Annotated in this window: 19 protein-coding genes and 2 pseudogenes; 11 read left to right on the plus strand and 10 right to left on the minus strand. The window is 29.4% G+C overall.

The features are described 5' to 3' along the window. Positions 1–35 precede the first annotated feature (35 nt). The 3 genes from EXC51_RS02420 (at position 36) to parE (ending at position 4108) form a co-directional block, all read left to right on the plus strand. The gene (locus EXC51_RS02420) at positions 36–1109 is read left to right on the plus strand and encodes a YwaF family protein (protein WP_129620353.1); all 1074 of its coding nucleotides are present in this window, start codon (positions 36–38) and stop codon (positions 1107–1109) included. A gap of 90 nt (positions 1110–1199) precedes the next feature. Beyond that, positions 1200–2126: an SPFH domain-containing protein gene (locus EXC51_RS02425; protein WP_129620354.1), complete on the plus strand. Its 927-nt coding sequence runs from the start codon at positions 1200–1202 to the stop codon at positions 2124–2126. A 47-nt stretch (positions 2127–2173) separates the two neighbouring features. Further along, on the plus strand, positions 2174–4108 hold the full coding sequence (parE, locus tag EXC51_RS02430) for a DNA topoisomerase IV subunit B (protein ID WP_129620355.1): 1935 nt from the start codon (positions 2174–2176) through the stop codon (positions 4106–4108). Between the two features lie 105 nt (positions 4109–4213). Here parE and der read toward each other — a convergent pair whose 3' ends face one another. Genes der through EXC51_RS02445 form a run of 3 tightly spaced genes read right to left on the minus strand, consistent with a single transcriptional unit; the run spans position 4214 to position 6653 of the window. Continuing rightward, positions 4214–5521, minus strand: coding sequence for a ribosome biogenesis GTPase Der (gene der / locus EXC51_RS02435; RefSeq protein WP_129620356.1), 1308 nt, complete (start codon positions 5519–5521; stop codon positions 4214–4216). After that, positions 5514–6188 (minus strand): (d)CMP kinase, encoded by a 675-nt coding sequence (gene cmk / locus EXC51_RS02440; protein ID WP_129620357.1) that lies wholly within the window; start codon positions 6186–6188, stop codon positions 5514–5516. The genes der and cmk overlap by 8 nt, the downstream gene beginning before the upstream one ends. A gap of 42 nt (positions 6189–6230) precedes the next feature. Next, positions 6231–6653, minus strand: coding sequence for a hypothetical protein (locus EXC51_RS02445; RefSeq protein ID WP_129620358.1), 423 nt, complete (start codon positions 6651–6653; stop codon positions 6231–6233). A gap of 171 nt (positions 6654–6824) precedes the next feature. On the opposite strand from EXC51_RS02445, the gene EXC51_RS02450 reads away from it, so the two are divergent. After that, the gene (locus EXC51_RS02450) at positions 6825–9758 is read left to right on the plus strand and encodes a hypothetical protein (RefSeq protein WP_129620359.1); all 2934 of its coding nucleotides are present in this window, start codon (positions 6825–6827) and stop codon (positions 9756–9758) included. 295 nt (positions 9759–10053) lie between these two features. Here EXC51_RS02450 and EXC51_RS02455 read toward each other — a convergent pair whose 3' ends face one another. Both EXC51_RS02455 and EXC51_RS02460 read right to left on the minus strand, forming a co-directional pair. After that, complete coding sequence (locus EXC51_RS02455; protein ID WP_318024514.1) at positions 10054–10821, minus strand: M13 family metallopeptidase; 768 nt, start codon at positions 10819–10821, stop codon at positions 10054–10056. Beyond that, a pseudogene (locus EXC51_RS02460) lies at positions 10819–11961 on the minus strand (hypothetical protein); the annotation flags it as partial. The gene EXC51_RS02455 and the pseudogene EXC51_RS02460, both read right to left, overlap by 3 nt. A gap of 146 nt (positions 11962–12107) precedes the next feature. Here EXC51_RS02460 and ftsY point away from each other — a divergent pair. The 5 genes from ftsY to EXC51_RS02485 all read left to right on the plus strand — a co-directional run bounded on the left by ftsY (position 12108) and on the right by EXC51_RS02485 (position 15321). After that, the gene (gene ftsY, locus EXC51_RS02465) at positions 12108–13157 is read left to right on the plus strand and encodes a signal recognition particle-docking protein FtsY (RefSeq protein WP_129620362.1); all 1050 of its coding nucleotides are present in this window, start codon (positions 12108–12110) and stop codon (positions 13155–13157) included. After that, positions 13147–13377 (plus strand): sigma factor-like helix-turn-helix DNA-binding protein, encoded by a 231-nt coding sequence (locus tag EXC51_RS02470; RefSeq protein ID WP_129620363.1) that lies wholly within the window; start codon positions 13147–13149, stop codon positions 13375–13377. The genes ftsY and EXC51_RS02470 overlap by 11 nt, the downstream gene beginning before the upstream one ends. Before the next feature lie 32 nt (positions 13378–13409). Further along, positions 13410–13991, plus strand: a complete 582-nt coding sequence (locus EXC51_RS02475; protein ID WP_129620364.1) for a hypothetical protein — start codon at positions 13410–13412, stop codon at positions 13989–13991. Between the two features lie 156 nt (positions 13992–14147). Then, entirely contained in the window at positions 14148–14738 is a 591-nt protein-coding gene (locus EXC51_RS02480) for a hypothetical protein (protein ID WP_129620365.1), read from the plus strand. A gap of 103 nt (positions 14739–14841) precedes the next feature. After that, entirely contained in the window at positions 14842–15321 is a 480-nt protein-coding gene (locus EXC51_RS02485; RefSeq protein WP_129620366.1) for a hypothetical protein, read from the plus strand. Between the two features lie 54 nt (positions 15322–15375). Here EXC51_RS02485 and EXC51_RS02490 read toward each other — a convergent pair whose 3' ends face one another. Both EXC51_RS02490 and EXC51_RS02495 read right to left on the minus strand, forming a co-directional pair. Next, entirely contained in the window at positions 15376–15945 is a 570-nt protein-coding gene (locus EXC51_RS02490) for an NUDIX hydrolase (RefSeq protein ID WP_129620367.1), read from the minus strand. A 31-nt stretch (positions 15946–15976) separates the two neighbouring features. Continuing rightward, positions 15977–16951: a ribose-phosphate pyrophosphokinase gene (locus tag EXC51_RS02495; protein WP_129620368.1), complete on the minus strand. Its 975-nt coding sequence runs from the start codon at positions 16949–16951 to the stop codon at positions 15977–15979. Between the two features lie 239 nt (positions 16952–17190). Here EXC51_RS02495 and EXC51_RS04335 point away from each other — a divergent pair. Then, positions 17191–19574 (plus strand): annotated as a pseudogene (locus tag EXC51_RS04335) (phosphoketolase family protein). 174 nt (positions 19575–19748) lie between these two features. Here the strand turns inward: EXC51_RS04335 and EXC51_RS02505 are convergent. From EXC51_RS02505 to EXC51_RS02515, 3 genes are all read right to left on the minus strand, one after another. Continuing rightward, positions 19749–20072, minus strand: coding sequence for a TM2 domain-containing protein (locus EXC51_RS02505; RefSeq protein WP_129620369.1), 324 nt, complete (start codon positions 20070–20072; stop codon positions 19749–19751). 91 nt (positions 20073–20163) lie between these two features. Further along, positions 20164–20991, minus strand: coding sequence for a Cof-type HAD-IIB family hydrolase (locus EXC51_RS02510; RefSeq protein WP_129620370.1), 828 nt, complete (start codon positions 20989–20991; stop codon positions 20164–20166). Positions 20992–21059: 68 nt separating this feature from the next. Then, positions 21060–21533 (minus strand): hypothetical protein, encoded by a 474-nt coding sequence (locus tag EXC51_RS02515; RefSeq protein ID WP_129620371.1) that lies wholly within the window; start codon positions 21531–21533, stop codon positions 21060–21062. 97 nt (positions 21534–21630) lie between these two features. Between EXC51_RS02515 and EXC51_RS02520 the strand changes: the two genes are divergently transcribed. Continuing rightward, positions 21631–22245 (plus strand): ribonuclease HII, encoded by a 615-nt coding sequence (locus EXC51_RS02520; protein ID WP_129620372.1) that lies wholly within the window; start codon positions 21631–21633, stop codon positions 22243–22245. Positions 22246–22269 lie beyond the last annotated feature (24 nt).

Raw genomic sequence — 22269 nt, forward strand, 5'->3', positions numbered from 1 at the left:
TTATTTATCAGTTAATTTTTTAATAGGAGGTATAAATGACAGCCATTGAAGAAAAGCTCCCCTTTCTTAAACCTGGTTTTTTCTCATGAACTGGAACAACACCAAATAGTGCGCCAGAATATCATCAAATTTCAAAACTAAGCAATGTGATTTTTCTTATAGGTGTAATTTTAGTATTTATCACATGTCTTTTGTTATGGATTTTTAAAAGACAAATTTATGCAAGTTACCAAAATAACAAGCTTTCCCCGCTTACAAAAAATATTTTAATTAGAACTGCAGGGCTTTTTACAATCTTCTTTATTTGTGTAAGATCAGGGCTTTTACTTTCTTCTAACTTCCAAAGAATGTGAGAAGCAATTCCGTTCCATTATTGTAGATTAATGTGCTTGGCAATTGGCTTTTTACTTCTATTTAATAGGATTGAATATATTAAATACTTTGGATTTTTCTCAATTATTGGTGGAATTGTAGCTCTTTCTCTTCCTGATTTAAAATACATTTACACAATAACTAATGATGATTTAAAACAAATGGGAGTAGAAAATTTCATTCAAGTTGATCCAAACAACCACAGAGAATTCTTTATGGCTTATGGCCAAAAAGTATGAATTGGAGATAACTTCTTTAAAGTTAACTTTAATAACTTATTCTTCTGAGATTTCTATCTTATTCACGCTTTTGTAATTCTTTCTCCAATTGTAATTATGATTATTTTCCCAATGAAATATAGTCTTAGAACTTCAGTAATTTCATTTGTTATCATTTTTACAGCCTTTTTATTTATGTATTGCTTAAATTGAATTTTAGATATTACAGCTCCAATTCAATGACAAAGCAACTACTTTTATGCAGGACTTGATACCGTTAATAAGATTTACTCAAAAAAACTTGGAGTGTTTACAAAACACCCTTGACATTTCTTCACTTATATTTTCTTTGGTGCTTTATTTTTAGCAATTTCAAACATTTTTTACCTTTATCAAGATAATGTTTTATTTGAGTTTTCAAAAGGAAAAATGAAAGTAAAAATCATTAAAGGTGAAAATCTTAAATATTTCAAAGAACATCTTTCATGAAGTGAGTTCAATATTTTCAAAAATCACTAATTTATCTAAGTTTATAACTTAGATATTTTTTTAATTTCTTATAGATAAAGATATAATTTAATTATTAATCATAAATAAAGGAGATTTAAAATGAGCGCAGTAGCAATAGCAGTTTTAGTTATTATTTTAGTTGCGATTTTTTCATTAGCAGTAATTATCCTTGTTTCAACAATCAAAATTGTTTCAGAAACAAACTTTTATGTTGTTGAAAGATTCGGAAGATATCACAAAATTTTATTTAAAGGACTTCATTTCCTTGTTCCGTTTATTGAAAGAGTAGTGGTTAAAGACAGCATTAAAGAAAAAGTTTTTGACTTCCCTGCTCAAAGCGTTATTACTAAAGATAATGCAACAATTAAAATTGATACAGTTGTGTATTTAAAAATTGAAGATCCAAAACTTTTTGCATATGGAGCTGAAAATCCAATTAGAGCTATTGAAGCATTAGTTTCTACCACACTTAGAAACTTAATTGGAGAATTGGAACTTGATGAATCATTAACATCAAGAGAAATTATTAACTCAAAATTAACAAGTATTTTAGATAAAGCTAGTGATTCTTGAGGGATTAAAGTGAATCGTGTGGAATTACAAAACATTATTCCACCACACGAAGTTCAAGAAGCTATGGTGCGTCAAATGCAAGCTGAAAGAGATAAAAGAGCCCAAATTTTAGAAGCTGAAGGGATTAGACAAAGTGAAATCTTAAAAGCTCAAGGATACAAAGAAAGTAAGATTTTAAATGCCGAAGCTAACAAACGTGCTTTAATCTTAGAGGCTGAAGCTCAAAAAGAAAAAAGCATTCTTGAAGCTCAAGGTAAAAAACAAGCTATTGAACTTCTTAATGCAAGTGAAATTTCAGCACAAGTGCTTAATTACAAAGCGATTGAAGAGCTTGGAAACTTAGCTAACGGAAGAGCTACAAAAATCATTATTCCGCCTAATTTAGGGGATGTAGCTTCATCTATGGCAGTTGCTAAAGCTGTATTAGAAGAAAAAGAAAGCAAAGAAAAATAATTTAAAATTAGCCAATTGGCTAATTTTTTAATTTATAATTAAACAATATGAAGCAAAATAATAACTATAATGCTGAAAGCATAACTCAACTAAAAGGTCTTGAAGCCGTTAGAAAACGTCCAGGAATGTATATTGGTGGAACTGATGTACATGGGCTTCATCACCTTGTTTGAGAAATTGTAGATAATGCAATTGATGAAGCTCTTGCAGGATATGCTAATAAAATTGATGTTATTTTAAAAAATGATGGATCAGTTATTGTAGCAGATAATGGTCGGGGAATACCGGTTGATAAAGCTAAAGGTGAAAATAGAACTGCTGTAGAAATTGTCTTTACAGAACTTCATGCTGGAGGTAAATTTAACGCTGGAGCATATAAATCTAGTGGTGGACTTCATGGGGTTGGATCTAGCGTTGTAAATGCATTATCAAGCAAATTAATTGTTACTGTAGCAAGGGATAAAAAGTTATATCAAACAGTTTTTGTCCAAGATAAAATTGTAGAAAGAACTCATGAAATTGGGACTTCAAAAACTACAGGAACTACAGTTCAATTTTGACCTGACTATTCATTTTTTAAGAAAGCTAAATTGAACATTAGCACCATTAGTGAGAGATTGAAAGAAAGTTCGTTCTTAATTTCAGGACTTAAAATCACATTAATTGATGAAAGTAGTGACTTTAAAGAGGTTTATGAATATCAAAATGGACTTCAAGCTTTCTTAAGTTTCCTTAATGATTCAAAAGATAAACTTACCGAAGCTGTTTCGTTCCATGAAATAAAAAAAGAAATTGAAGTTGATTTTGCTTTCCAATGAACTGATTCATATAATTACATTGGACTTAGCTTTGTAAATAATGTTAAAACTCGTGATGGTGGAACCCACGAAACAGGGATGAAAAATGCTTTCACTAAAGTGTTTAACGATTTTGCTATTCGTGAAGGTGTGCTTAAAAATAAAAATGTTTTTGATGGCGATGATATTCGTGAAGGACTTAGTGTTATTTTATCTTTAAAAATCCCTGAACACTTACTTGAATTTGTAGGGCAAACTAAAGATAAATTAGGAACTCCTGATGCTAAAAATGTTGTTGAAGAAGTTGTTTCTAAGTATTTAGAAATTTGAATTGCAGAAAATAAAAATGTAGCGAAAAAAGTGCTTGATAAGCTTAAAAAAGCTTATGAAATTCGCCAAGAAGAACGTAAACGGAGAGCTGAAGCTAGAAAATCTAAAAATGTGCTTAAAGACAAAGTTGTTCTTAGTGATAAATTAACTCCAGCCACATCCAAAAAAGCAGAAGAAAAAGAACTTTTCTTAGTTGAGGGGGATTCTGCTGGTGGTAGCGCTAAAAGCGGTAGAGATCGAAGATATCAAGCCATTTTACCACTTAGAGGAAAAGTCATCAACTCCGAAAAATCTAAGCTTTTAGACATTATTAAAAATCAAGAAATTGGGACAATCATTAATACAATTGGTGCTGGATATGGGAAAGATTTTGATATTTCCAAATCTCAATATGGAAAAATTGTAATTATGACTGACGCGGACACCGATGGTGCTCATATTCAGATTTTATTATTAACTTTCTTTTATCGTTTTATGAAACCTTTAATTGAGCAAGGAAAAATTTATATTGCGTTAGCTCCACTTTATAAAGTAACTACTAAAGCTAATAAGAAAATTCAGTATGCTTGAGATGATGAAGAACTTAAAGAAATCTTAGATTCAATCAAGGGGGCATACGAACTTCAACGCTATAAAGGGCTTGGTGAAATGAATGCTGACCAGCTTTGAGAAACTACAATGAACCCTGAAACTAGAACTCTTGTAAAAGCAACTATTGAAGATGCTTCACTTGCTGAAAGAAGAGTAAGTGTGCTTATGGGTGATAATGTTTCAAATAGAAGAGAGTGAATTGACCGTAATGTGGACTTTTCAAATGAAGATGATTTCATTGAGAAAATTAAAACCAATAATTAACAAATTGCACGTGCTTAGCATGTGCTTTTTAAATACTTTTGCTCTTATAAGGTGCCCTTAAAAGGACAAAATAAAACCCAAAGCAAGTTTGCTTTGGGTGACAAATTATTCAAGACCATTTTTGTTTTTAAGGTTAATTTTGATTGGGCAACCTCTAAAATCAAATGTTTCTCTAAGTTGATTTTCAAGGAAACGAAGGTATGAAAAGTGAGCATATTTTTTGTTATTAACAAAGAAAGTAAAAGTAGGAATTTTTGAAAGTTCTTTTCTAGCGTAGTAAATGTTTAATCTACCACCATTGAAAGGAACTGCAGGTTGAATTAGTTGTGTTTCTAACACAAAGTTTGAAAGAAGTGAAGGTTTAATATCTCTTTCAAGATTGGTACGCACCATTTTAATTGTTTCAATCAATTTACCAATTCTTTGATTGTATTTAGCTGAAATAAAGACAAATGGAACTCAAGGAACAAAGTGGAATTTTCTTCTCATTTTTTCTTCATATTGAGCCATTGTATTGGTTTCTTTTTCAATTAAGTCTCATTTGTTTACTACTATAATTACAGGTTTTTCGTTATCAAGGGCATAACCAATAATTCTTGAGTCAAAATGACTAATCTCATCTTGAGTAGCATCAATAACAATTAAAGATAAATCAGCTTCAGCAAGAGAGTTCATAGCACGCATTAAAGCGTAATGGTCAACACTTTCAATTAATTTAGATTTTTTAGTAATACCAGCTGTATCAACAACTTTGTATTTGTCACCATCAATGGTAATGGTAGATTTAACACTATCACGAGTAGTACCTGCTATTTCGGATACAATTGATCTATTTTCCTTAGCTAAATTGTTTAAAAGAGAGCTTTTTCCAGCGTTAGGCTTACCAATAATTGCAAGGTTGAACAATTCTTCTTCTTGTGTTTCTGTGAAGTCGAGTTTTTCAACGCAAGTATCTAAAACTTCACCAATTCCTTCACCATGAAGAGCAGAAATGGCGAAAATATCATCAACTCCTAGTTTATATCATGAGTAATCAAACATTTGGTTATTTTCAAGCTTATTAGCGACTGCAATAATTGGTTTATTGCTTTTTCTAAGAATGTTCATAATGAATAAATCATCATTTGTAATTTCGCTATTTCCGTCAAAAAGAAAGATAATTGCATCAGCTTCTTCGATAGCGATTTTAGCTTGAATTTGAATTTGCTCTTGGAAAGGTTTATTTTCAATTTCGATTCCACCAGTGTCGATAATTTTAATTTTATGACCTGTTCATTCAATTGTTTCGTATAAACGGTCACGAGTAACTCCAGGTTGGTCATAAACGATAGAAACTTTTTTACCTACTAATCTGTTGAAGAAAGTACTTTTACCAACATTTGGTTTTCCAATAATTGCAACTGTATTACGCATTTTGCTCCTTAATTTTTGAGTTTACAATGTCTACAATTTTATCAATTACTTCTTCACGCGTCATTTGAGTACAATCAATTAAAATAGAGTCTTCAGTTTTGTGGAGTGGATCAACTTCGCGGTGCATATCTTGAGCATCTCTTTTTTTAACGTCATACAAAACTTCTTCAAAGTTAGTTTCATAACCTAACTGTTTGTTTTGTTGTCATCTACGTTTAGCTCTTTCTTCGGGATTAGCTCAAAGGAAGATTTTCACTTCAGCATGTGGCATAATTCTAAATGTTGTGTCTCTACCGTCGATAATGAAACCTTTGCTTTTCTTGGTCATATGTTGAATAAAATCAACCACAAAATTTCTAACTTCTTGGATTTTAGCTACAGTAGCTGCTGATTGAGAAATGTATTCTGCACGAATTTTGAGTGAAACATCTTCGCCTTTTAAAAAGACAGTGTCATTTTCTTTTAATTTAACCATTCCAAGCTCTAAAGTAGACACTACTTGATCATGATCTTTTAAATCCACTCCTGAGTTAATTGCATTTAATGCGACAGCACGATAAATGCTGCCTGAATTGATAAACGTGTAATTTAATTTTTCAGCTAATTGTTTTGAAACTGTTGACTTACCTGCTCCTGATGGTCCATCAATAGCTATATTTACCTTCATTTTTGCTCCTTATTTAAAATATATTAAAAAACACCCTTGAGTTTAAATGTCCATTTTTTTGACAATTATTCTGGTGGTGTTTTTCATATCTATTATGCCGTTAGCACTAGAATTTTTAATTGTAAAATTTTGATTTATTTCTAAAAGTAAATCATCTAATTCGTTTGATTGGAAATTGTAAGTGTCCATAAAAGAACCCCTATCATTTTGGAGTTTTTCATTTAACTTGATAAAACTTTTTTCCAATTCAAATAAATTTTGATTTTCGATTTTATTTGAATTTGTGTTAATAACAAGCTCTTCAAATTCTTTTGTATTTGGCAATTGCAAGTTGTTATTAAAGGTTTGGTTAATTCAATCAATTTCATTTAAAAGAGATTGATTTTCATTAAGAGATAGCAACTTTAATTTCCGAAAATCATATTTTTGCGTAATTGGAACATCCTCTTGTTTATTACGCATCATATATTGTTATATTTTACTTTAAAATATAAATAATAGTAATTTAAAATAGAAATTTTTAATTCTAGCATGCCTTAAAATAAATTTAAAACATAAATTTGATTTTATACAGAAATTGTTTTATCATTATTTATACAACATTGACATAACATAAAAATCTTTTTAGGAACTATTATGAAAAAAACAAAAATAATTTTACTTTGTATTTCAAGCATATTGGTCATTGGATCAATAGCAACAGGGATTGCTTTTGGAGTAAAAACTGCTAAAAATAATGATCAAAAAACAGGTGAAACAGGAAAAGAAAATCAACCAGAAAAACAAGTTGATGGTGACAAAAAAACTTCAGAAACTAATGGAGAAAATGCCCAGCCAAGTGAGCCTTCTAAAGATGCTCAAGAACCGGCAGATGAGATTGTCAAACCAGAAAACCCTAATATTGAAGTTGTGGAAGTTACAAAAAACGTGACTTTCAAATTCTTCATCGGAAATAAATACTTAACTGGAAAAGATTTTTCTATTGATGCAAGAGTGGCAAATAACAAAATCAAATTAAATGAAATTAACTTTCCTTTCCGGTTTATCACTTCAGTAAATGAAGTTGATTTTGCAGATGTTGTTAATTTAACAATAACACCAATTTATAGTGTTATAAGTGTAAAACTTATTCATAATAGTTCAGAAGTTTATATTCAAACATTTAACCTATTTTCAAACGAAAATAGCATTTTAAGCTCAAATATTGAATTGCCAAATGGATATAAATTTGCTCAAGCTCAACCCGAAAGAATAAATTTCAGTAGTACTCAAAAAGAGATCAGAATTGATGTAGCAAAAATTGTAAATGTAAAACAAATGCTTCTTCATTTTGTAGATAAGGTAAATCCATTAAACAATCAAGATGTAACAATTACAAACATTCGCGCTGAAGATAATTCAGTAAATATTCAAAAATATCTTCCAGAAAACTTTGCTTTTGATAACCCAACTGATGAAAATGTTACTTATAAAAAAGAACTAACATTATATATTCATAAAATGAAAAAAGCTTTTATTGTTAAGTTTTTAAGCGAAAACAACGTAATTTCGCAATATCTCAGTGAAATTTATGTAGACGAAACAATTGTAAATCTTGACAAAACAAAAATACCAAATAATTATGAATTAATAAGTGATCAATCTTCATATGAATATGCTCAAGAAATAGATATAAACGTAAGAAAAAAACAAAAATCAGTAACTATAATTTACAGATTTAATAATGCAGAAGTTTTTCAAAGAGTAGAACAAATTGATTTAGATACTGCAACAATTTCTATTAATAAATGAATTCCGGAAGGTTACTTATTAGCAAGTGGGGAAACTGAAAATAAAGCAGTTAGCGACAAAATTATTGTTAATGTCATCAAAGAAAATAATGAAGATGAAAAGCAATCATTAATTTCTAAAATTAATGAAAATAAAGAAATGTTCTTCAAAATTGAAGCTCATAAAGATTTATTCACTAATAGCGAATTAAAAAACATATTAGCCCAAAAAACAATTCTATTTGAAAATCTTGAGAGCTATTCAGTTCAAGAATTGAACCAAAAACTTGATGAAATTAATAAAGCTTTTAATTTATCATATTCAAATAGCAAAGAACTTTTTGATGCACAAAAATCATTGAATTTACCGAAATTACAAGAACTCAAAGCAAATAATTATTACTCAAATGATTTTGAGAAATATATAAATGATATTGTTTCTAGCTATGATTCTAGACAAGATGAAAATCAAAAATTAGATTTATTTATTGAAGAGTATTCAAAATTCAAAATTCAAGCATCTGAGATGGATGTATTTAAAGAAGAAACAGATAAATTTCTCACTAATAAACCAGAGAGACTTGGGTATAAAGCTTACTTAAAAGCAGACGCTAAAAAAAATAAAGACTATGATGGAAATGATTATTATAAAGTGCCAACTAACAGTAAATTCGATTTAAAAATTAAAATCCTTAACCCTGATAAGTCACAAAACGAATTTTGATACCTTAAACATCTTTACAAACATCTTAAAACAAAATTTTTAAACTTAAAATTAATAATAAAAGGTAGAAGACCTAATCTTTCTAAAATTCAAAAAGAGATTCATATAAGTGATATAGATTTTGATAACAACTCAATTAGTGAAGTATATTCATTTAATGATAATGAGGAAAGATGAATTGAAATCAAAATTTATCACCCAGATACAAGAGAAGTTCATTATATAGAAAACTCATTAATGGATGCTAATGATTATTCAAATGAATACATAAATAAACCATGAATTAGAACGGGTGTAGATATTGATAACACACCAGATAAGTCTGAAATTGTGGCTAATTCAGTAGATGATTTTTGATTATTTCCTAATGGGTATTCAATTGATTTTAAAGGTAAAATGGATTCAGATTCAAATTATTTAAGCAATAAAGTTAGAACTGAATGAAACAATCCTTGAAATTCAAAAATCAGTGATGGTCAATGATTCACATATGGAAATGCATTATGAGTGACTTTCTTAAAATTTTTCACAGAACTTAATTTCAAAAATTCAAACTTTAATTTTGAGAAAGAAAAATTAATTCTCACTCAACCTTTCACAAATTCCGGAAGTTTCACTTATCAAATTGAAGCAACTGCAAATAAAGACTTTAACACCGAAAATTTCAACGGAATTGGTGGAGCATTCTTTGATTTTGGATTTACTAATTTTGTAAATCATTTCCAAATTCAAAGCGGCCAAAAAGTAAAGGTAGAAATTTCTCTAAACAATGATGAAACTTCTTGAAAACCAGGCGAAGACCCAAAACGACCACTTGAAATTATTAAAAACAATAATGGTGATTTAAGTGGTCTTAAAAAGCTTGGTTATCCTTTAGCTAATTACCCTTTTATAGCTACATTTTACGGTAAATTGACTTTCAAATTATATGTAAATGATGTATTAAAATGAAACTTTAATTCACACCAAAGTTCACAATCACATTCAATTCCAATTTTCCCACTTGCTAAAAGCGAAACCGACAATCCTAAAAAAGTTGTTATTTATTCAACTTATACAAAGGCTGCAATTGGGTAAAATAAACAAACTTTTATTTATATTTAATTAATAAATACAAATTTCGTTTGTATATTTTTAAGGAGCAGGAAACGGAAAAGAAAATAAAATTAGGTGAATTTGTCACCAAAGAGAGCTCTTGATTAAAACCCCATGTAAAAGAATAAAAGAAATTACTTCATGAATAAAGAAGAGTTGAGAACTTTATAAATGATTTAATTTCAGAAAAATAATGTAATTTGATAATGCAAAAACCCATTTCTATAAAACAAAGAAATGGGTTTTTGTGTATTAAACTTAGGCTAATGAATGTAAATTATCAAATTTCAAAAATTTCACTTTCATCAGCATACATTTTGTCATTTTTGTCTATTTTGTAGTGATTTTGGAAATCTTTGGAAATACGTAATTGTAAGTTAACTCTTTCTTTTGCTGGTGAGTGCGGATCTGTTAAAAGTCTTTGGATAGCAGATTCTTTTCTTGTGATTGCTCTTTCGCAGTAAGCGTAATTTTCAAAGAATTTCTCAATGTCAAAATCTTTTTCTGTTTTAGCAGCTTCAAGCGCAGAGATAATTCCACCTTGATCAGCAATGTTTTCAGAAACTGTTAATTCACCGTTAATTTTTCCAAATGGAGTTTCAAATCCGTCAAAAAGATCGATCATAAGTTTGGTTTTTTCTTTAAAAGCAGCATAGTCTTGTTCTGTTCATCAGTTTTCAAAACTTCCGTTTTCATCAAATTGAGCACCATTATTATCAAAAGCGTGCGAAATTTCGTGACCAATTGTCATTCCAAGCCCACCATAGTTTGCGCTTGAATTTTGATTATAGTCATAAAATGGAGCTTTTAAATATCCAGCAGGGAAGACGATAACATTTGAAAGTGGATTAAAGTATGCATTAACTTCAAATGAAGTCATTCCTCAGATATTAGGATCAACTTCTTTTTTGTATAAACTTAATTGGTGTTCTTCGATGATATCAGCAAATTTACTGATATTTGAAACAAGTGTTCCACCTTCTTTGTAGGTTTGAACCACAAATTTATCAAAATATGAATAAATATAATCTGGATATCCAACCATTGGTCTTAATTTGTTAAGTTTTGTAATTGCTTTTTGAGCAGTTTCTTTAGTAAGTCAAGTGTTTCTTGATAATCTATCTTGATAAACTTTTACAATTTTATCAATCATTCTAAGTACATCTTGTCTTGATTCTTCTGTGAAATTAGCTTTTCCGTAATATAAACTAAATGGTTCACTAAAGAATCTAAGTGTAAATGAATAAGCTCATTTCGAAAGTGATCTAGGCTTTTCTGCACCACTTAATACTTTAGCAATTTAAAAAACAGTTAAACGTGTTTCAGGATTTAAAAATCTTGCAAAAGCAAGGACACTTCTTAAGTACATTAAGTCTCTAACTTGCTCAAAAGTTACTTTATTTGTGTAAAAATCGTCAATGTTTTCTAAGTATTTAAGGTTAGGAACAACAATTTGATCAATTTTTTGTTTTAAAAGTTTTTCAGCATTTTCAGCAATTGGGAAAAAGCTAACTTTTTCACTAATTTCTTTTAATTCGAGTGGGTTATAAACAACTTCAACTTTGTGAAGTTCAGTGCTAGAAAGTTTTAAATCAACAAGCTTTTTATCTGCTTCAAAAGCATTTTTAACAATTTTTAAAGCTTCTGCTTTTGTTTTACCAAGCGATCTAAAAAGTTTAACAGATACTTCTTTAACTGTTGAAAGAATTTTTTGAGCTTCTTCTTTACGTGAATAATATTCTTTTGAAGGTAAAAGTAAGTCAGGCTCACTAAATCACAAAGTATAAACTTTGTTATTTACAAAATCTTCAGCTACTTCAAAATCATAAGGAAGAAAAGAAGAGATTTTTCTTATTTTAAAGTAGTTATTATTAAAATCTTCTCAGCTATTAAGTGACTCAATAAAATTCAAATCTTCTAAAGCTGGTTTCCAACCTAATTTAGTTTGCATTTTAGTGTTTTTGAGCATTTTGTAAAATTTCACCATCTCATGAATTTGATGGTTATTTGGAAGTTCTTTTTTACCAAGTGATCAATCGTTTACTAACTTTCTAAGTTCTTTTTCAATTTCTAAATGAAGCTCTGAATATGAGCTTAAACTTGAAAGATCTTTAGGGATTTTTCTTTTTTTAATCCAGTTTTTATTTACATAGTTATAAAAATCGTTTTTTAATTCGTTTTTCATATATTTTCCTTCGGTATTAATCTATATTTATTAATTTTACATTGATTGTTTTTAGATGTACAAAATGGTTTAATAATTTTCAAACAAATCTAGCATATAGCACTTTTTTATTAAAAAACTGCATAAAAATGTAAAATTTAAGTGCTATGGGATTTTTTAAGAATTTAATTAATAAAGTATTTAATAAAAACAAAGAACAAGACGCTCAAGAATTAGAGAAAAAACTAGAAGAAAAAAAGCGTGAAGAAATCGTTAATAGCAGCAAATTTCAAAAGTATGAAACCGGGTTAAACAATAGTTCCAACTTTGGAAAAAAACTTTTAGAGCTGCAAAACAGACACACAAAAATTGATGAGGAATTCTTTGAAGAACTCGAAGAACTCCTTATTATGTCAGACATTAACTCTTCACTTGTTTATACAATAGTTGAAAAAATTAAAAGAGAAGTAAAGACTAATCAAATTGATGATCCAAAATTAATTGGTGAAATTGTTGCTGATCAAATGTTTGTTATTTATACCAATAACTCAGTAGTTGATACAACTTTAAATTATGAAGATGGAAGATTGAATGTCTTTGTAGTTGTAGGGGTTAATGGTTCAGGAAAAACAACTTCGATTGCTAAATTAGCCTATAGATATGCTCAGCAAGGTAAAAAAGTCTTAATTGCTGCCGCTGATACATTTAGAGCTGGAGCTGTAAATCAACTTAATGAATGAGCAAACAGAATTGGTGTTGATATTGTACGTCCAGATAAAGAAGGTGCTGATCCTTCTTCTGTAGTTTATAAAGCTATGGATAAAGCAACAAGCGAAAATTATGACCTTTTAATTGTTGATACTGCAGGTAGATTGCAAAATAAAGTGAATTTAATGAATGAGCTGCAAAAAATGATTTCAGTTATGAACAAATTTGTTGAAAATGCTCCACATGAATCGATTTTAGTTTTAGATGGAACTACAGGTCAAAATGGTCTTTCACAAGCTGCAGCATTTAAAGAAGTTGCTAATTTGACAGGAATTATTTTGACAAAAATGGACGGTACATCAAAGGGTGGAATTGTCCTTTCAATTAAAGATGAATACAATTTGGATGTTAAATTTTTAGGTCTAGGTGAGAAATTAGATGATTTACAAGAATTTGATTTAGAGCTATTTATTTACCAAATGACTAAGGATTTAATTGATGCAAAATAAAAAATCATTAGAAAATTTGCATAGATATTCAGTGTTATTTGAAAAATACAAAAACTTTCTTACTCAAAACCAAAGGCAAGTTTTTGAACTCTATTTTTACAACGATTTATCTTACGCTGAAGTGGCTGAAATCTTAGCAACAACAAGAACAAATGCTTATGATACAGTCAAAAAAGCTATTGCTAAATTAGAAAAATTAGACGAAAAAATGGCAAATTAGCATTGTGAAAAACTTTTATATTGGAGGCAAAAATGCACAACATTTTATCTTTTAAAACTAAATTAAAAAAACTTTGGACAAGCTCATTTGCTGTTTGACTTGCTGGTCAAATTTTAGGAACAATAATTGCAATTATAATTCTTGCACTTATAATTGCAGGTGTTTATAATTCATCTAAGGATGGAGGAACATTTCAATCAGATTCTACAAATGGTTTTTGATATTTACTATTTGCTAAATTTTTAGCATTAGGTATTTTTACTGTTGTAGTACTTTTACCTATTGCTATTGCATCTGTAGTATTAACAATTTTATATATTATTTCATTAATGAAATTCTCAAACCCAGAACCAAATGATATGGGTAATTTCATGATAGCAGAATTAAGAAAAAAAGCAAAAACTACAGCAATATTATTTATCGTAAGTTTATCTATTTGAGCTTTTAATCTTGTTGTGATGTTTATACCATTTGTAAATGGTATCATCGGATTTTCAGGTATTGCAATTTTTGCGCTTCATATTGTAGGGTTTGTTTTTGGATACAGCATTAATAAAAAATTAAGAGATATGGATCAATATCAAATGTTTAATCAACAAACAACAACAAACTAATTTTTAAACTTAAAATATGTTGAAAAACTTCCCTATTAACAAGGGAGGTTTTTCTTAATTGGAAAAGTTTTTTGTATGCTAATTTTCACTATATTAGTATAATTAACCTATTATTATTATTATTATTTATTATCTAATATAATAGAAAGAAGAAAAATGGAACAAATTTTATCTTTACAACAAAAACTGAAGAAGAGATGATTAGGTTCATTTATTTCTTGACTTTGAACTCAAATCATTGTCCCAATAGCCATAATATTTATTATTTATTGAATTTATGACTCAATTACATCTCAAACATCTGATAGTTTAAATAGCATTATTTCAGGTTCAAACCAAAATGAAAGCGACTTGCAGGCATCTGATGTTTTTAAATTAGTTATAGCTATTTTGCTATCTTTATTAGCTTTTGCAAGCATAATTTGTTATATTGTTTTAACTATTTTATACATTGTTCCATTGTTTAAATTTAGTTTTTCTAAAGTGAATTTACACCAAAATCCTTTATTAATCGATATAAAAAAGAGAGCTAAACATACTGCAATATTATTGATTATCAGCATGTCACTTATTATCTTTACTGTTATTATTTATTGAATTCCTTTTATTAATTACAATTCAGCAGCAATGGGAATGCCTATGCTTGTGCTTAATGTTACAGCGTATAGATTAGGGAGCAAAATTAACAATGAATTAATACAACTAGATAGCTCCCAAACAATGAATTTAAACCCACAAAGCTTTTAATTTTCTAAACTTATAATCTAATTTAAATATTAAATTTACAGCCACAATTCACTTACAAACGATTTTAGTATAATTAAAATATTAATTCAAAAAAGGGGATAAAATGCAAGAAAGTATTCACGAATTCCAACCTAACTTGAAGAAAGCATACAAAAAAGCTTTAATCTTTTGAATTATTAGCATTTCACTTGGTTTTTCAACTCACATAATGATAGGAATTTTTGCAGCGTTAGTAGAAAAACCAGAAGAATATTGATATTTAATATTAATTGGCGCTCTTTTCTTTATGGTAAGAATAGGTTTTTGAGTAGTATTTTTAACTTTCGGAATCATTTATGCCGTTAAATTAGGAAAATTTGGTTTTCAAAATATGCCCTATATTGATAATCCACAAATTCAAAACGACGCAAAAGTGGCCACAATTTTGTTAGGTATTGGTATGTGTAAAAACATCTTAAATATAATACCTTTTGTTGGAATTTTCACATCAATAATCTCACTAGTTCTTATGATAGTAGGGTTTTACTTTGGTAATAAAGTTAATGAAGCTCTTGATAAAGCGGTAAATCCTCGAAGATATTAGAAATTAAAAAATCAGCAAGATAATAATTAAAACTTGCTGATTTTTAATTCAGAATTATTTATGCATAACGTTATCTATAAACAATAAATAAGCATTATATAGTGATGAATGACATAAAGCGTTTTGGAAAATATCTTTCAATTCTTGCAAGGATACTCACTCGTTTTTACTAATTTGTTCAAAGTACGAACCATCGTTTTGGGGTTCAGTTTCAACAACTTCGCTTGTTTTTTCAAAAACAAAAGTATAAACTACTTCATTGCTTTGTGTAGTTGCAATATATTTTCCGCTTGCTCTAAGATGTGAGTTTTCTAAATATATTCCACCTTCTTCAAAAGTTTCTCTAAGAGCAGTTTCTAAAGGTGTATCACCTTCTTCAATTGTACCGGTGATACATGAAGGATATAATAAGTCTTGAGGTTTTTCTTCTAAGACTAAATTCGGAAGAAGTTGCTTTCTAATCAGAAAGTAAAAATCATTATTTTCTTTTTTAAACACTAATGAAGCAATACTATTAATCCCTTTGCGCTCTGCGTACACAAATCCTTTGGAAGTTTGGTGTAAAGAAAGTCACTCATTTTGGTGAAGTACTTTATATTCTTGAATGTGTTTAGCTTTTTTCATAAATTAAAAAAAGAATTTGTATTAACAAATTCTAGATTGATTGTAATTCTTTTTTAAGTTCTTTATAAACGTCTGAAATGCTTTCACCATTAATTGATTGTTTGATAACTCTACCTAAGAAATCACCTAAGCTTACCACTTGAAGTTTTGAGTATTTTTTTACAAGTACTGTGTTATCAATACTATCTGTGATGATGACTTTATCAACATTTGGGTTGTTTTCAAAAACATCAAATCCTTTGGTGAAAATTCCGTGGGTTGCACAAATAATGATTTTTTTAGCACCTTCTTTTTTAAGTGTATCAGCAGCTTTTAAAATTGTTCCACCAGTGTCAATAATGTCATCAATAATAACTGCATTTTGGTCTTTAATATCACCAATAAGTCCCATAACTTCAGTTTGGTTAACACCAGTTCTACGTTTGTCAATGATACAAATTTTAACTGTATCTGCAATTAATTCAGCCAATTTTCTAGCTCTAACAGTTCCGCCATGATCTGGAGAAACTACTGTGAAAGTTTCGTGTGTTTCTTTTAATACTTTAGCAAGTGGGTATTGACCTTTTAAATCATCAACTGGGATGTTGAAGAAACCTTGAATTGAAGGGTTGTGTAAGTCAACGCAAATAACTTTTGTAGCACCTGCTGTTTGGAGAATATCGGCAACTAATTTAGCTCCAATCGGTTGTCTTCCGCTTGCTTTACGATCTTGACGAGCATATCCATAGTAACTTAAACATACTGTGATGCTTCTTGCGCTTGCTCTTTTAAGCGAATCAATGAAAAGCAATAATTCCACAATGTTGTCATTTACTGGTCTAGATGTACTTGCTACAACGAAAACATCATGATCCCTAACAGTTTTATCAGCAACAAGCATAAACTCACCATCTGCATAAACTGTTTTTTCAACTTTTGAAAGAGGTATTCCAACAATTTCAGAAACTTTTTCTGCAAGTTTTTCAGTGTTGTTCACACCAAATAAAATTGTATTTGATTTGTTCATTATGATCCTTTGAAAATTTTTTACATCTATATTTTATATGTTATTTTTAAAATATAAATACTAAAAATTAAAAAGTGAAAAAATATTTTATAAAAAATAGTGGAATTAATTACATATTTTATATTTTTTTAACCTTTTTAGTTAAAAAATAGAACTAAAAAGTTAAATAATTTAAATATAAAGAAAGAATTCAAGTTCTTTCAAATTTTTAATAAATACAAACAATAAATAGAGGTTTTATGAAAGATAAAAAATTTTTCGATTCTAAAGAATATTTAAACAAGATTCATGCCTGATGACGTGCTGCAAACTATTTATCAGCTGGACAAATTTACTTAAGAAATAACCCACTTTTACATGAAGAATTAAAAGCGGACGATATTAAAATTTATCCAATTGGACACTGAGGAACAATTCCTGGTCAAAACTTAATTTATGCACACTTAAACCGTGTTATTAATAAATATGACTTAGAAATGTTCTACATTGAAGGTCCTGGACATGGTGGGCAAGTTATGATTTCTAACTCATATCTTGACGGAAGTTATACAGAGCTTTTCCCTGAAATTACTCAAGATGTTGAAGGAATGACAAGAATGTTCAAAAGATTCTCATTCCCAGGCGGAACAGCTTCACATGCTGCACCTGAAACACCAGGAAGTATCCATGAAGGTGGAGAACTTGGATATGACTTTCACACGCAACAGGAGCTATTTTAGATAACCCACAAATTATTGCTGCAACAGTAATTGGTGATGGTGAAGCTGAAACAGGTCCATTAGCAGCTGGATGATTCTCAAATTCATTTATTAACCCAGTAACAGATGGTGCTGTTTTACCAATTTTACACATTAATGGTGGTAAAATTTCTAACCCTACACTTTTAGCTCGTAAAACTGATGAAGAAATCAAAAATATGCTTAATGGTTTCGGGTGAGATGCTATTTTCGTTGAAGGTGATGTATTTAACCCTAAAGGGATTCATGAACCAATGGCTAAAGCGTTCGATGAAGCTATTGAGAAAATTTTAAAAATTCAAGCTGAAGCTCGTCAAAAAAGTGCTGATGAAGCTAAAAGAGGATTTTGACCTGTTCTTGTTGTTAGAACTCCAAAAGGATGATCTGCTCCTCACTCATTTAAAGGAGAAGTGATTGAAGGAAGTTTCAGAGCTCACCAAGTTCCACTTCCAGTTAGTGCAGAAAACTTAACATACAAAGATGATCTTGAAAAATGACTTAGATCATACAAACCAGAAGAGTTATTTAATAAAGATGGAAGCTTTAAAACAGAATATGCTGAAATTGCTCCTAAAGGAAACAAAAGAATGGGAATGCACCCAATTACAAATGGTGGTGTAGATCCTAAAGTTCTTGAATTATCACCATGAGAAAAATTTGCTTTAAAATTTGACAAACCAGGTGAAATTAAAGATCAAGATATGGTTAATGCTGGAAAATACTTTGCTGATATGATTGTGAAAAACCCACACAATTTCCGTGCATTTGGACCAGATGAAACTAAATCAAATCGTATGTTTGAAGTTTTAAAAGTTACAAAAAGACAATGACTTGAAAGAGTTGATGCTGAATTAGATGAAGCAATTGGGCCAAGTGGTAGATTAATTGATTCACAATTATCAGAACACCAAGCAGAAGGGTTCTTAGAAGGGTATGTATTAACAGGAAGACATGGGTACTTTGCTTCATATGAATCATTCTTAAGAGTTGTTGATTCAATGCTTACACAACACATGAAATGAGTTGCTAAAGCACAAAAAGTTAACTGAAGAAATGATTATCCATCACTTAACGTAATTGCTACATCAACAGCATTCCAACAAGACCACAACGGTTATACACACCAAGATCCAGGTATTTTAGGACACCTTGCTGATAAAAAACCTGAACTTATTCGTGAATACCTTCCAGCTGATTCAAACACTCTTTTAGCTGTTTTAGAAAAAGCATTTAAAGAAAGAAATGTAATTAACTTAATCGTTGCTTCAAAACAACCTAGAGAACAATTCTACAATGTTGAAGAAGCTAAAGAATTAGTTGAAAAAGGACTTAAAGTTATCGACTGAGCATCAACAGTCAAAGATGGTGAAGAACCAGATGTTGTACTTGTAGCAAGTGGTACAGAACCAAACCTTGAAATGCTTGCAGCAATTTCATACCTTAACAAAGAATATCCATCACTTAAAATTAGATTTGTAAACGTTGTTGATTTATTAAAACTTCGTCACCCAAGCATTGACCCACGTGGACTTAGTGATGAAGAATTTGATGCAATTTTCACAAAAGATAAACCAGTTGTATTTGCATTCCACGGATACGAAGGGTTAATTAGAGATATCTTCTTTAACAGACATAACCACAACTTAAAAGTTCATGGATATCGTGAAAAAGGAGATATTACAACTTCATTTGACATTCGTTTAATGAGTGATATGGACAGATTCCACATCTCAGAAACTGTAGCTAAAGCTGTTTATAAAGATAATGATTCTGAATTTGTAAAACAAATGCAAGATAAAGTTAAAGAACACAAAGCTTACATCAAACAATATGGTATCGATATGGATGAAGTTAGATACTGAAAATGAGAAGGTGTTAAAAAATAATATTTAATTTCAAAACCCTGCCTTATTAAGCAGGGTTTTTCTTTTGTTTCCTTTCCAAGCTAGGGCAATCAAAAAACACTAATATCCATAAAATTAAGTGATATTAGTGTTTTAATCCTTCAAAATTACACACATAAAAAACGCAAATCTATAAAAGATTTGCGCCATTTTAAATTATCATTGTGAAATTGGTAATCCGTATTCGTCTCTTTGAGCACCACAAATTGCTAAAATAAAATCGATAAACGCTCAAATTCCAAATGTAGGAACAAGTAAAAGTAATTTACAAATTCCTAAACCAATTCTTCCAGCGTAAAATCTATCTATTCCTAAACCACCTAAGAAGAAGCTTAAAAGTACTAAAGTAGTTCTGCTTTTTCTACTTACTTGTGGGAATCCACCAAATCCCATATTCATATTGTTATTCATGTTATTGTTCATGTTGAAATTTCCGTTTCCAAAATTGTTTCCATTTCCGAAGTTATCTCCGTTATTCATATTCTCTCCTTTTTGTTTTTTTATTAATTGCTAGTATTATATATTATTTTTATAATTCTTAAATTTAGGGTTATTAAGCAATTTTTTGTGGTTATTTACTTCTTTCTAATTTATCAAGCAATTTATTGATGTATAAGCCAACTGCAGCATCTTTGTAATGATGTTCAAAAATTTCATCAGCAATTTCTTTGTATCTTTTTACTGAGTTTCCTAAAGCAACAGCTTTACCAATTTTTCCTTGTGTTGTAGCATCATTTCCTGAATCACCAATGTGAATTGCGTTTTGTGGATTAATTCCTAAAAAGTTGCAATAGAACACTTCTGCATCACCTTTTGTAGCTTCTGGCGCTGTGATTTCTAAAGCGTGGTCTTTATGTCCACTAAGAGCAACATTAAGCTTCCCTTCAAATTTCTTGCTTAATTCTTTTCATAAACGATGCACTTTTTTTCTTGACGGCGATCACACAAGCACTTTAAAAACATCTAAATCATTTTTAAAGTCACTTAATGGTTTACCTGTAAATTTAGTGAAAATCATAATTGCCTTCATAAAAATATTTCTTACATAAGCATGATTTACAGGGTCTGAATTTAAAATAAAACTTGCTTTAGCTTTATCTAATTCATTAAAAAGATCTTGCATAACTGATTTTTCAATCGCAAAGTTTTTAATTAATTTATTGTGGTGAATAATTTGAGCTCCATTTCAAGCAATATAATTTAAATCACCAACTTTTGAAACGATGTATTCAGTTTCGTGATTAATTCCTCTACCTGTAGATACAACTACTTTTATACCTGCTTTTTTAGCTCTTTCAATTGCTTCTAAGTTTTCTTTACTTGGAACTTTTGTGTAATTGTCTTTTGAATCAAGTAAAGTCGCATCTAAGTCGACAAAAATTATTTCTGGTTTCTTCATAACCTTAATTATATAGAGAATTTGGATAATAAAAAATGCAAAAGGTCGTTTATAGACCTTCTGCAAGATTAAGCTTCTTCGTTTCGAATAACCACAGCATTGAATTGTAATGATCTAGGACAAATAAATGCTTTTAAGGTTTCATTGTATTGAAGATATAGTACGTTTCTAGAATATTCTCTAATGTAAGGTTTTTCGTTTAGAAACTCTAATTTCAAAATTGGGATGTTAGCCACTTCTCTTTTTGATTCTTCCAAATCGCTATTAACAACTGGTGTGATTTCAACTTGGTGACTAAGTAAAATATTTTTTGTAAGAAGCTCTTTTTCACGCGGATTAAAAAAGCCATTAACAAATTTATATACAACATCTAATTGTGTCTGGATTTCGCTTTCAGAAACTCCATCAAAGACCTTATTTTCCTTAATGAAACTAACAAAATCATTATCAAAATTTTCTCTTTGAAAGAAATTTTTTTGCTTAGTTTTTCATATTCTTAAAAACTGATCAATGATGAATATTTCGCCTACTAAACCAATCATATAAATATGCTCATCATTGCAATAATTACATAATGTATAAACTCTTGTTCCCATATGTATGTATTATATATTGTTTTATGAATTATAATTTAGACATATGCAAAGATATGAACAAGAGTATTGAGATAAAAATTTAAGCATTATTGGTCTTGACGAAGTGGGTCGGGGGTGTGTTGCTGGCCCAATGGTAGTAGCTGGAGTGATTTTCCCAATTAACTACGAAAATAACAAAATTAAAGATTCGAAAAAACTTACTGCAAAACAAAGAGAAGAACTTTTTGAAATAATTAAAAAAGATGCACTTGAAGTAGTTTATGTTTTTATGAGTGAAGAAGAAATTTTTAATTTAAACCCTAAAAAAGCATCAAAAACAGGAATGGAGAGATGCTTGGATCTTATTAAAAGTGATGTTGACTTAGTTATGACTGATTTTGAGAAAATTGACACTGAAAAAGAGCAAATTAACTTAGTTAAAGGTGACCAAAAATCAATTAGCATTGCTGCATCAAGCATTATAGCTAAAGTTGTTCGTGATCAATATATGGACAATCTTAGTTCAAAGCACCCTGAATTTGGTTGAGATAGAAACAAAGGATATCTAACTAAGGAACATTTAAATGCTATTTTTGCATATGGAATCACTGATTTTCATAGAAAGAATTTTGAACCCATAAAAAGCATTTTAACCACAAAAAACAATAGTATAAATTAATTTTTAACTAATTTTAGTGATTAT

The sequence above is a fragment of the Mycoplasmopsis gallinacea genome (assembly GCF_900660495.1).
In the GTDB taxonomy this organism is placed as follows: Bacteria; Bacillota_I; Bacilli_A; order Mycoplasmatales; family Metamycoplasmataceae; genus Mycoplasmopsis; species Mycoplasmopsis gallinacea.